We start from the raw sequence: 13,013 nt of genomic DNA, 5'->3' as shown, positions 1-13,013 counted from the left end.
GACGATCGGCATGTTCGTCGGTGCCGAGCAGGGCGACTACCCCGAGCTGACCGGAGGCGAGGGTGGCATCACCGCCCAGCACGAGGCGATCATGGCTTCGCGTCTCGCCTACCTCCTCGACTTCTCCGGGCCGGTGCTGGCCGTCAACACCGCATGTTCTTCGGGGCTGACAGCCGCCCACCAGGCCTGCGCGAGCCTGCGTGGCGGCGAATGCGACACGGCGTTGGTCGCCGGCGTGAGCCTGGCGACCACCGCACGCGGCTATACCGAGATGAGCAAGGCGGGCATGCTCTCCGAGAGCGGCGTCTGCCACGCCTTCGGCAAGGGGGCCGACGGCATGGTCCTCGGCGAGGCGGTTCCCGTCCTCGTCCTCAAACGCCTGTCCCAGGCGGAGGCCGACGGCGATCGCGTCCTGGCGGTGATCCGCGGCAGCGGTATGAACTACGACGGGCGGACGAACGGCATCACCGCGCCGAACGGGGCAGCTCAGGCGCGGCTCTACCGCCAGGTCTACGACCGGCACGGCATCGACCCCGGGCGCATCGAGCACATCGTGGCGCACGGGACGGGAACACCGCTCGGCGATCCGGTCGAGGTGAACGCCCTGAACGAGGCGTACCGGGAGCTCACCGACCGGACCGGCTTCTGCGCACTGACCTCCACCAAGACCAACGTCGGCCACACCCTGGCGGCGTCCGGACTGGTCGGTCTGATCGCCCTGGTCCAGTCGGTCCGGCACGGCGTGGTCCCGGCGAGTCTGCACTGCGACCAGGACAGCGACCACATCGCGTGGAGGGACAGCCCCTTCTACGTCAACAAGGAGACCAGGCCCTGGCCGGCGGGGCCCACGGAAACCAGGCTCGGTGCGGTGAGCTCCTTCGGGATGAGCGGGACCAACGTCCACATGGTGGTGGAGAGTTACCCCGAGCCCGCCCGCCGTGCCCCGGTCGCAGAGGCCCCGGTGCTGCCGCTGCTCGTGTCCGCCAAGACTCCCGAGGGACTGCAGAGGCGTCTCCAGGAACTCCGGTCGGCGCTCGCGCACGGAGAGCTCGACTACCCGCGGCTGAGGGACACGGCCTACACCCTGCAGGAGGGCAGACAGCACTTCACCTACCGCTGCTCACTCGTCGTCAGTGCGGGGGATGTCCTCTCCGTGCTGTCCGCCGCGGAGAGCGGCCAGGAACATCCCCTGGTGAGGCGCGGCGAGGCACCACGCGACCAGGACCGTTCGCTGCAGGAGGTCCAGGTGCGGGCGCTCCTGGACGTGATTCGGGCACCTGGCGTACCGGCGGAGCGGTACCAGGAGGTGTGCTGCGTCCTGGGCGAGCTCTACTGCCAGGGCGCGGCCCCGGACTGGCCGGCGCTGTTCACCGGCGACAGGCCACGGATCGTCACGCTGCCCGGCTACTCCTTCGCGCGCTCGCCGCATTGGGTCTCGGACGGACGGCGTGCTCCGGCGGGGACGCCGGAGCAGGCGATCGCACCGGCACAGGAACCGAAGGAGTCGGCTGCACCGGTGGCTCTGCGGGCGCCCGCAGAGTTCGCCGCACCGAGTGCCGTAGCGGGGAAGAAGCCGCGGATCCTGCTCCAGGACCCGGGCGCTGCGGTTGCCCCGGCGACGGCTCCGGTCGCCAGGACCCGCGGTGTCGTACTGACCGACACCGGTGGTGCGGTGGCGCGGGCGGTTCCTCCGGTAGCCCCGGCTCCGTCCTTCTCCCCGGCTCCCTCCCCTTCTCCGGTCTCTCCAGCGGCCATTCGGCCGGTTGCGGTGGAGCGGGCCGGTGTGTCGGGTCGTCCGTCGAGTGCACTGCGGGAGGAGTTGAGGGCGGGGCTCGCGGCGGTGCTGTTCCTCTCGGAGAGCGAGATCGATCCCCGGCGCAACTTCGTGGAGCTGGGTCTGGACTCCATCATCGGGGTGGAGTGGGTCAAGGCGATCAACAAGGCGTACGGCACGTCCTTGACCGCGACGCGGCTGTACGACTACCCGTCGGTGATGGAGTTGGCCGCCTACGTGGGGCAGCTGATACCGGCCGGGGAGACCGGTGCGCCGGCGGTGCAGCCGGACCCGGAGCCGGAGCCGGGGTTCGTGCCGCGGCCGGGTGGTCCTTCGGCCTCTCCGGTGTCTCCGGTGGCCACTTCGCCGGTTGCGGAGGAGCGGGATGGTGGGCCGGGTCTCTCCTTGCAGGTGTTGCGGGAGGAGTTGAGGGCGGGGCTCGCAGGAGTGTTGTACCTGTCGGAGAGCGAGATCGATCCCCGGCGCAACTTCGTGGAGCTGGGTCTGGACTCCATCATCGGGGTGGAGTGGGTCAAGGCGATCAACAAGGCGTACGGCACGTCCTTGACCGCGACGCGGCTGTACGACTACCCGTCGGTGACGGAGTTGGCCGCCTACGTGGGGCAGCTGATACCGGCCGGGGAGACCGGTGCGCCGGCGGTGCAGCCGGACCCGGATCCGGCGCCGCATTTCGTGCCGGCACCGGTGCCCGTGCCCGAGCCGGTGAGAGCGCCGGTGCCCGTACGCGTACCCGCACCTGAGCCGGTGCGGGCGCCCCTGCCGGCCCCCGTGCCTCCACGGGACCGTTCCCCCGGGAGGCGCGTGCATCCGGGGGAGGCCGTCACCGGGCCCGCAGCGCTGTCCGGGGACGCTCCGACCGCTCCGACCACCGCACGTCTCGGTGACCGCGCGGCCGTTGTGGGAATGTCCGGGCGCTACCCGGACGCGGACAACCTCCGCCAGTACTGGGCCAACCTCCGCGACGGCCGTGACTCCGTCCGGGAAGTGCCCGCCGACCGGTGGGACGTGTCGCGCTACTACGACCCTCGCCCCGGCCGAAAAGGAAAGACCTACTGCAAGTCGATGGGGTATCTGGAGGATGCGGACTGCTTCGACCCCCTGTTCTTCAACATCTCGCCGGCCGAAGCGGAAGGCATCGACCCGCAGCACCGCCTGTTCCTGCAGGAGGCCTACCGGGCCTTCGAGGACGCGGGTTACGACCCCGGGTCGCTGAGCAAGAAGAAGTGCGGCGTCTATCTGGGCATCAGCGGCAACGAGTACAGCTTCCTGGCATCAGCCAACCGGAGCGAGGAGGACACTGTCGCGACGAGCAGCAGCAACGCGATCGCCGCGGCACGCATCGCCTACTTCCTCAACCTCAAGGGCCCGGCGATCGCCCTGGACACCGCGTGCTCGTCCTCGCTCGTCGCGTTGCACCTCGCCCAACAGGCGTTGGCCAGCGGTGAGATCGACATCGCCCTGGTCGGAGGCGTCTCGCTGTACCTCCTGGCGGGCTCCTACGTCAGGATGTCGGGAGCGCAGATGCTGTCGGCGCGCGGGCAGTGCCGGTCCTTCGACCAGGGGGCCGACGGGTTCGTGCCGGGCGAGGGCGTCGGTGCCCTGGTGCTGAAGCGGCTGAGCGACGCCGAAGCCGGTCATGATCACATATACGGTGTGGTCCTGGCGTCCGGTACGAACCAGGACGGCAAGACCAACGGCATCACGGCGCCCAGCGCCAACAGCCAGATGGAACTGTTCCGCTCGGTCTACGACCGGCACGGCGTCGACGCGGCATCGATCGGCTACGTCGAGACGCACGGCACGGGGACGAAACTCGGGGACGCGATCGAACTCGACGCCCTGAGCACGGTCTACCGTGAACGGGGCGTGGCAGCGGGATCCTGCGCCATCGGCTCGGTGAAGAGCAACATCGGACACGCGTCCGCAGCCGCCGGCATCGCCGGCGTCCACAAGGTACTGCTCGGCCTGCGTCACGGGCTGCTCGTACCGTCGCTCCACGTCGACACACCCAACGAACTCCTCGACGCCGATGACTGCCCGCTGTCGGTCAGCAAGGACCTCCAGTTCTGGGAGGCACGGAACGGCCATGCGCTGAGGCGGGCCGCCGTGAGCTCTTTCGGATTCAGCGGGACGAACGCCCACGTGGTTCTGGAGGAGTATCGCTATGCGTGACACGCGACAGCAGGCCGAGTCATCCGCTGCCGTGATCGTCCTGTCGGCAGCGGCAGAAGAGCAGTTGGACATCCGGGTACGCGATCTGCTCGCCTTCGTGGAGGAGCAGCCGCAGCTCGATCTGATCAACCTGGCCTTCTCGCTCCAACAGGGGCGGGCGGCGCTGGACTGGCGGTTGGCCTTCACCGCTGACTCCCTCGACGGGGTGGCCCAGGGGCTGAGGACCTACCTGGGGCACGGCGGCACGGTCGAACTCTTCCGTGGCCGGGCACCGGAGTCGCCGACGTGGGAGGAGCAGAGCGAGGACGACAGCGACATGGTCACGTCGCTGGTCGCCGCCCGCGCGTGGGGCCGCGTCGCGGAGGTCTGGGCCGGCGGCCGAGCCGTCGACTGGGCTCAGGTCCACGCCCCGCACAGGCCCTTTCGCATCCCGCTTCCCACTTATCCGTTCGCCAAGGAGCGGTACTGGGTGGCGGCGGGGCCGCCGGGGCGGTCCGGATCCGTACCGCCGCCGGCAGCCGCCCCCCTCCATCCGCTGCTGCACCGGGCAACCTCCGAGTCCGGAGGCCGGAGTTACCGTTCGACCTTCAGCGGCGAGGAGCCCGTGCTCAGGGACCATCTGGTGCACGGGGTGCGGACGCTGCCCGGTGCCGCGTACCTGGAGCTGGCACTCGCGGCGGCAGCCGCCGTCTCGGGACGGCCGGTGGCTGAGAGTGCCGGCGTCGCCCTCACGGACGTGGTCTGGATCCGGCCGCTGCGCATCGACACGTTGCCACGCGACCTGCAGGTGGTGCTCGGGCCCGACTCCGTGGACGCGGTCCACTTCGAGATGTCCGTCGCCGATGAGGGCGCCGATGCCGCCGTGCTGTGCACGGGTTCGGTGGTGCCGTGCGCGACGGCACCGGCCACCGTGGACCTGGCGCGGCTGCGTGCCGCCTGCGAGGGCGGGCGGTTGGAGGCGGCGGAGGTCTACCCCGCCTTCCGATCCGCCGGTCTCGCGTACGGCGAGGCGTTCCGCTGTATCGACCATCTGCTCCTGGGCGGGTCCCAGGTGCTCGCGCGCCTGGTGCTGCCCGCAGCCGCAAGCAGCGACGCGGCCGGCTGCTGTCTGCCGCCGAGCCTGCTGGATGCGGCCTTCCAGGCCTGCGCGGGACTGCTGGCCGGGGAGCCGGACACCCGGCGGCAGGTGTTCGTGCCGTTCGGGGTGGACCGGGTCGAGGTGCTCGCCGCCCCGGGCCAAGCCCTTTGGGTCTGGGGCCGACGCGGCGCTCGGGACACGGCGGGCGGGGACACCCGTTCCTTCGACCTCGATCTGTGCGACGACGCCGGACGGGTCCAGGTACGCGTCCGGGGCCTGTCGGTCCGGGCGACGCATCCGGAGGCGGCAGCCGAGGCACCCGCCGCGCGGGCGGACGGCGAGGTGTTCGCCGTTCCGCGCTGGCAGCACCGGGCGTTGCCCGACGCGGCTGTTCCCGCCGTCAGCGGGCGGGCCGTGGTGATCGCCGAGGACGGGGCACTCGCGGCCGGTGCCGCGGCGGATCCGGACTGCGAGATGGTGACGCTCAGCTCCCCGGGCGCCACCGCCGACGCCCGCTACACGGATTATGCACTCCAGGTGTTCGAGACGACGCAGAAGCTGCTGCGGGACGGCACGCAGGAGAAGTACGTCCTGCAGATCCTGGTGACCGATCGACCGGAGTCCGGGATGCTGGCCGGTCTCGGCGCGCTGCTGAGGACCGCGGCTCTGGAGAACCCGCGCATCACCGGACAGGTCGTGGTGGTAGCCGCAGAGACACCCGTCGCGGCACGGCTCGGACTCCTCGCGCAGGAGCGGCGCAACCCTGTCGACGCCACCGTGCGCCTGCGCGGAGCCGCACGTGAGGTGCTCACCTGGGATGAGGAGTTCCCGGCGGCGCCCTCCGGCTCGCCGTGGCGGGCCGGGGGCGTCTACCTCATCACCGGCGGCATGGGCGGCCTAGGCCGCATCTTCGCGGAGGAGATCGCCGGGCAGGTGAAGGACGCCACGCTCGTCCTCGCCGGCCGCTCCCCGGAGCAGGAGCAGTCCCGCCGGGTCCTGGAACAGCTGCGGGCCTCGGGCGCGAAGGTGTCCTACGAACCGGTCGACGTCGCCGATCGCGGCGCGGTCAAGGCGCTGGTCGACAGGATCCGGCGTACCGCGGGAACCATTCACGGCGTGATCCACAGCGCCGGGGTGGTCGAGGACGACTTCATCCTGCGGAAGTCCCACCGGACGTTCCGTGAGGTGCTGGCACCGAAGGTGAACGGTCTGGTGAGCATCGACGAAGCGACCCGGGATCTCGATCTGGACTTCTTCGTGGCGTTCTCCTCCGGTGCCGCCGTCACGGGCAACGTCGGTCAGGCGGACTACGCGGCGGCCAACGCGTTCATGGACGCGTTCGCGGAGTACCGCCAGGGTCTCGTGGCCGGCGGACACCGGTCGGGCCGCACCCTGTCGATCAACTGGCCGCTGTGGGCCGAGGGCGGTATGGGTGCCGATGCCGGCACCAGGACGGTGCTGTACGACCGCTTCGGGATTTCCCCGCTGGGGCGCCGTGCCGGCATCGATGCCTTCGCCCGCTGCCTCCAGACGGACCATCGCCAGGTACTCGTTGCCGCAGGGCACACCGATCGGATCAGGAAGGCGCTGACGATGCAGCACGCCGGAGAGCACACGGCATCCGTGACCACCGGAGCTGCCGGCCGCCCGGCGCCGGGTCCGGACGACGGCCTGGAGGGGTGGACCGTCACGTACATCACCTCGCTGCTGTCGGAGGTGCTGAAGGTGCCCGCCCAGCGCCTGGAGGCGGGCAGCCGGCTGGAGCGCTACGGCATCGACTCGATCCAGGCCATCAACCTCACCGCCCGGCTCGAGGCATCTTTCGGGAACCTGCCGAAGACGCTGTTCTTCGAGTACCGGAACATCAACGAGCTGAGCCGGTACTTCCTGGAGGTCCACCAGGACCGGCTGCGGGAGCTGCGGGCGCCGGGCCGGGCCACCACGGCGTCCACTCCCGCGGCACCGGCAGAGCCGTCCGCCGAGTCCGCCGAGTCCGCCGAGTCCGCCGGGACCGGAAGGGCGGCGGTCCTGCGCACCGGGTCGGCGGACGACGCGCCGCGGTCCCGATCCGCGCCGCGCGGCACGGAGATCGCGGTCATAGGCCTGGGCGGGCGCTACCCGCAGGCACCCGACCTGCGGACCTTCTGGCGCAACCTCGCCGAAGGACGGGACAGCGTCACCGAAGTCCCCAAGGATCGCTGGGACGCCGGGGCCTACTACGATGCGGACCGCTCCAAGCCGGGCCGGACGAACTCCAGGTGGGGCGGCTTCCTCGACGACATCGACCGGTTCGACCCGCTGTTCTTCAACATGTCGCCGCGCGAGGCGGAGTTCACGGACCCGCAGGAGCGCCTGTTCCTGGAGTGCGTCTACGAAACGCTCCAGGACGCCGGATACACGCGAGAGGACCTGACGGCGCCCTCCCCGAAGGGCGCCGGGGGCAACGTCGGGGTGTTCGTCGGCTCGATGTACGACGAATACCAGCTCTACGGCGCGACCGACCAGGCCATGGCCGACGGAAGGGCGGTGCCGGGCAACGCCGCGAACATCGCCAACCGGGTCTCCTACTTCTGCGACTGGCAGGGGCCGAGCCTCACGGTCAAGACGATGTGCTCCTCCTCCCTGACCGCGCTCCACCTCGCCTGCCAGAGCCTGCGGTTGGACGACTGCGAGGTCGCCATCGCCGGCGGGGTCAACCTGTCCCTGCACCCTGCCAAGTACCTCCTGCTGGGGCAGGCCGGTTTCGCGTCCAGCACGGGGCGCTGCGAGAGCTTCGGCCAGGGCGGCGACGGCTATGTGCCCGCCGAGGGGGTGGGAGCGGTGATGCTCAAGCGGCTGGACCGGGCCATCGCCGACAACGACCGCATCTACGGCGTCATCAAGGCGACGGCGGTCAACCACGGGGGACGGACGAACGGTTACACCGTTCCCAACCCGAACGCCCAGGCCGATGTGGTCGCCCGCGCGCTGGACCGTGCGGGGGTCGACGCGCGCACCGTCAGTTACGTCGAGGCGCACGGTACGGGCACCTCCCTGGGGGACCCGATCGAGATCGCCGGCCTCGCCAAGGCGTTCGCCCGACACACCGGTGACCGGCAGTTCTGCGCGATCGGCTCGGTCAAGAGCAACATCGGACACGCCGAGAGCGCCGCAGGCATCTCGGCCTTCACCAAGGTGCTGCTGCAGCTCGCGCACGGCCGGTTGGCGCCCTCGCTCCACTCGGAGACGCTGAATCCGTACATCGACTTCGGCGAGACCCCGTTCCGCGTGCAGCAGGAACTCGCGGAGTGGCGGCGGCCGGTGATCGACACACCTGACGGACCCCGGGAGTACCCGCGCGTCGCCGGTGTCTCGTCGTTCGGAGCCGGTGGCTCGAACGCTCACGTCATCGTGGGGGAGCACGTGCCGGACGGTCCTGCGCCGGCCGACGACCCGGCCCTGTGGCCCCTGGGCTCGGTCATCGTGCTCTCGGCCAGAACCGAGGAGCAACTGCGCGAGCAGGCCCGGCGCCTGCTGGACTGGGCGCGCGAGGAGCGGATCGAGGATGACGACGTGCCCGTGGTCGCGGCCACGCTCCAGGTGGCGCGCGAGCACATGGTCGAGCGGGTGGCGTTCCTGGCGGGCTCGGCGGCCGAGCTGACCGCCCGCCTGGGTGACTACGTGGAGGGCAAGGACGACGCCGCGCTCTACCGCCGCCGCGGCAGGCGCTCCAAGGACGTCGTCTCCGTCCTCGTCGACGACGAGGACATGGAACACACGATCGCGGCCTGGGTGGACAAGCGGAAGTTCGGCAAACTGCTCGAACTGTGGGCCAACGGGCTGGACCTGCCGTGGCGCAGCTACTACCCGAACGCGCTGCCGCGCCGTATCTCACTGCCCACCTACCCGTTCGCCCGCCAGCGGTTCTGGATAGCCGACGGTGCACCGTCCGGCACCGGGACGGCGGGCCGCGGCGCGGTCACGGCAGCCGGACCCGCTGACCTCACTGAGCTCGAGGTACGCCCGGCCGAGCCGGTCCTGACCGCGCTGCCGACCACCGCCCCGGCACCCGACCCCCGGACCATCGCGAAGCCCCGCGGGATCGGCCTGGCCCCCCTGGACGCCGGTTTCGGGCACCGCGGCGGGCCGGCGCCCGCACGACCCGCCTCTCCGGACGTCGTCGTGGTGCCGGAGGAGCCGGTCGGGGAGGCCGTCGCCGCCGCGGTGACCGGTACTGGAGACCTCCCGAACCCGGTCCCGGCGGATGCACCCCGCCCGGTGCCCGGCTCGCTGACCTCTCCAGCGCCCGCTGCTCCGGACCCGGACAGTCTCGTCGCCGAGCTGGCGGCGAGCCTCGCCGACGCCCTGTACATGGTCGAGGAAGAGATCGATCCGGACACCAAGTTCACCGATGTCGGCCTGGACTCCATCGTGGGCGTCGAGTGGATGAACGCCGTCAACAAGCGCTACGGGCTGGATCTCACGGTCACCCGGCTCTACGACCATCCCACCCTCGTGGACCTGTCGGCCTACATCGTCCGGGAGCTGGCCCGAGGAGGCGCCCCTCAAGGGCGACCCTTTCGTGAGGTGACCGAGCTCGAGACGGTCGTGGAGCCTGAGCTGCTGGCCGAGCCCGAGACGGTCGTTGAGCCCGCGCCCGAGCCGGTTGTCGCGCCCGAGCCGGTCGCGGTGGCCGCGCCGGTTCCCGCGGCCGCGCGGACGACGCGAACCCATTCGCTCGCCGAGCCGGCGCGAGCGGACTCCCACCAGGCCGGCGCGATCGCCGTGGTGGGCATGTCCGGTCGGTACCCGGGGTCCGGGACCCTGCACGAGTACTGGGACAACCTGGCGCAGGGCCGCGATTGCGTGGACGAGGTCCCCGCGTCCCGGTGGGACGCCGCTGACCACTACGACCCGCGCCCGCACCAGGAGGGCAAGGTCAACTGCAAGTGGATGGGGCACCTCGACGACATCGAGATCTTCGACCCGTTGTTCTTCGGTATCCCGCCCGCGGAAGCGGAGTCGATGGACCCGCAGCAGCGGCTCTTCCTGCAGGAGGCGTACCACGCGTTCGAGGACGCGGGATACGATCCCAGCTCGCTGAGCGGCCGCAAGTGCGGCGTCTATCTCGGGATCATGAGCAGTGAGTACGGCATGCTCATGCAACGGCAGAGCGGTGGGTCGGGTGCGGCGGCCACGAACGGCAGCAACGCCATCACCGCCGCACGCATCGCCTACTTCCTCAACCTCAAGGGTCCCGCGATCGCGTTGGACACGGCCTGCTCGTCCTCTCTGGTCGCGACTCACCTGGCAACGCAGGCACTGCGCGGTGGTGAGATCGACATGGCGCTCGTCGGCGGCGTCACGCTCTACCTGAGCCTGGATTCGTACCTCAGCATGTCCAGCGCCGGCATGCTGTCTCCCGACGGTCGCTGCAAGGCCTTCGACAACGGGGCCAACGGGTTTGTGCCGGGCGAGGGGGTGGGGGCGCTCGTCCTCAAGCGTCTCGACGACGCGGTGCGCGACCGCGACCACATCCACGGCGTGGTCGTCGGCTCCGGCATCAACCAGGACGGCAGGACCAACGGCATCACCGCGCCGAGCGTCGCGAGCCAGACGGAGCTCGAGCGCGACGTCTACGAGCGGTACGGAATCGACCCGGCCGGCATCGGGTACGCCGAGATGCACGGGACGGGCACCAAGTTGGGCGACCCGATCGAGCTGGAGGCCCTGGCGACGGTCTACCGCGAGCGGACCGACAAGACCGGCTACTGCGCCATCGGCTCGGTGAAGAGCAACCTCGGCCACACCTCGGCCGCCGCGGGCATCGCCTCGATCCAGAAGGTGCTGCTGTGCATGCGGCACGAGCAGCTGGTGCCGACGCTGCACTTCGACCGACCCAACGAGCACTTCGACTTCGAGGGCTCGCCGTTCCGGGTGAACACCGAGCTCACGCCGTGGAAGACCGAACCGGGCGCCCCGCGACGCGCGGCCGTCAGCGGTTTCGGCTTCAGCGGCACCAACGCCCACCTGGTCGTGGAGGAGTTTCCGCCGGACGCAGCGGAGCGGCCGGCCGGGGGCCCGCAGGTCTTCGTGCTGTCCGCCCGGAGCGAGGAGCAGCTCAGGATGGCGGCTGCCCGCCTCGCGGCGCACTTGCGCGTACACCCGTCGCTGGTCCTGGCGGACGTCGCCCGCACCCTGCAGCAGGGCAGGGAGGCCATGGCACAGCGGCTGGCCGTCGTGGCCGGCACCCCGGGAGAGTTGCTGGAGAAGCTGACGCGGTACGCCGAGGACGGCCGGGCGGACGGCGTGGTCACCGGCCGGGCCGGCAAGATCCGGGCCGGCCGCACGGCGCTGGTGCCGCAGGTCGCTCCGGACGGCACGGTGTCGGCGACGGAGGCCGAGCGGCTGGCCGCGGCGTGGATCGGCGGCGCGCCCGTCGACTGGGCGCGGCTGTCCGCCGGGACCGGCGCTCGCACGGTCCCGCTGCCCACGTACCCGTTCGCCCGTGAGCGCTACTGGTTCGACGACGCCCCGGCGTCCCGGCAGCCCGTGTCCCTCCCGGTAGCGAACTCCGTCGTCACCGAGGAGGCGTACGTACCGGCCGCGCCCGACGGCGAGGCCCCGGACGGTACGACCGTCATGCTGGCACCGGTCTGGGACGCGGTCGCCCCGCCCGTACCGCAGGACGCCGCCCTGCCGTCCGGCCGAGTCGTCGTGATCGGCGGCACGGCGGAGCACCGGGCGCAGGTCCGTGCCGTCCATCCGCGGGCCGAACACCTGCCGCTGGACCCCACGGACACGGCGGAAACCATCGCCGCGAAGCTCGACGCCCCCGGTGCGGCCCTCGGGCACCTGGTCTGGCTGGCTCCGGGGGAGACGGCCGCCGACGCCGTGGACGACGCGATGGTGGACGCGCAGGAGGCCGGTCTGTACGCCTGCTTCCGCACCCTCAAGGCGCTGCTGATCCTGGGGTACGGCCGCCGCGCGCTCGACGTCACGGTCGTGACCGAGCGGACGCTGCGGGTTCGGCGCACGGACGACGTGGAGCCGACCCACGCCGGACTGCACGGACTGCTCGGCTCGGTGGCCAAGGAGTACCCGGGCTGGACGGTGCGTCTGGCCGATCTCGACCCGGACCGCGAGTGGCCGGTGGCGCAGCTGTTCGCGATTCCCCGCGAGGACAGCGGCAGTGTGTGGGCGTACCGCCGTTCCCGCTGGTTCCGCCAGAGCCTGGTGCCCGTGCGCGACACCGCCACGGAGCACCCGCGCGGGGCGGCTTACCGGCAGGGCGGCGTCTACGTCGTGATCGGCGGTGCGGGAGGCATCGGGGAGGCATGGACCGAGCACATGATCCGCAGCTACGGGGCGCAGGTCGTGTGGATCGGCCGACGGGAGGAGGACGAGTCGATCCGGGCGAAGCTGCGGCGGCTCGGGGAGCACGGACCCCGACCGCGCTACGTCCGGGCCGATGCCACCGACCGGGCGGCGCTGGAGCGGGCCTACCAGGACATCAAGACGACCCATCCGGTCGTCCACGGTGTGATCCACTCGGCGATCGTGCTGCTCGACCAGAGCCTGGAGCGCATGGGGGAGGAGCGCTTCCGTGCCGCGGTCACGGCCAAGGTCGACGTGAGCGTCCGACTCGCCCAGGTCTTCCGGGACGAGCCGCTGGACTTCCTCCTCTTCTTCTCCTCGATGAACTCGTTCCTGAAGGCTTCGGGGCAGTGCAACTACGTGGCGGGATCCGTGTTCGAGGACGCGTTCGCCCACCACCTCGCAAACCGGCTGGGCCTTCCGGCCAAGACCATGAACTGGGGTTACTGGGGCACCGTCGGCATCGTCGCCGCACCGGAGTACCGGCAGCGCATGCACCAGGCCGGTGCCGGCTCGATCGAGCCGGCGGACGGCATGGCCGCCCTCGACGTCCTCCTTTCGGGCACGTTCGATCAACTCGGGCTGATCAAGGCCCACGGGGGTAATTCCTGA

Annotated in this window: 2 protein-coding genes (1 of these 2 running past the window's edge); both read left to right on the top strand. The window is 71.1% G+C overall.

The features are described from left to right. Positions 1 to 3,967: the 3' end of an SDR family NAD(P)-dependent oxidoreductase gene (locus ACIQM3_RS10875; RefSeq protein ID WP_401621868.1), read on the top strand. The gene continues 4,619 nt to the left of window position 1, outside the view; the window shows 3,967 of its 8,586 coding nt (coding positions 4,620–8,586); the start codon falls outside the window, past its left edge; the stop codon is at positions 3,965 to 3,967. Continuing rightward, the gene (locus tag ACIQM3_RS10870) at positions 3,960 to 13,013 is read left to right on the top strand and encodes an SDR family NAD(P)-dependent oxidoreductase (RefSeq protein ID WP_401621865.1); all 9,054 of its coding nucleotides are present in this window, start codon (positions 3,960 to 3,962) and stop codon (positions 13,011 to 13,013) included. The genes ACIQM3_RS10875 and ACIQM3_RS10870 overlap by 8 nt, the downstream gene beginning before the upstream one ends.

The organism is Streptomyces sp. NPDC091271 (assembly GCF_044757505.1).
Classification (GTDB): Bacteria; Actinomycetota; Actinomycetes; order Streptomycetales; family Streptomycetaceae; genus Streptomyces.
This window is presented reverse-complemented; position numbering and strand designations above follow the sequence as displayed.